Here is a 279-nt window from a genome sequence, read left to right as displayed (position 1 = left end):
ATCTTCGTGCTCGGTACGCCGAACGCCCAGATCTCTGCCTTCGTGGGTGTGCTGCTGGTCGGCATGGCACTGGGCATGCTGCTGAGCCTCGGCACGTATTCGCTTCTGCGGCGCCGCCGTGATTTCGCCTCGGTCACGCAGGTGGCCGCCGACCACTACGACGTGTTCGTCGCGGCGTCGAGTCTGGCGAAGGCTCGCGGGATCCTCGGGACGTCGGGCGCGATCCGCACCGAGGTCGTACGACCTCCTGCCCCCGACGCCGCCCCGCCGCAGTACGGC

General features: G+C 69.2%; 1 protein-coding gene. It reads left to right on the top strand.

The features are described 5' to 3' along the window. The coding region (locus ACZ3HG_RS23410; RefSeq protein ID WP_465334724.1) for a hypothetical protein at positions 1 to 279 on the top strand (279 nt) is incomplete at both ends.

Source organism: Erwinia sp. PME.40.26/001, assembly GCF_055556675.1.
The sequence above is the reverse complement of the archived record's forward strand: the minus strand, read 5'-3'. Positions and strand labels throughout refer to the sequence as shown.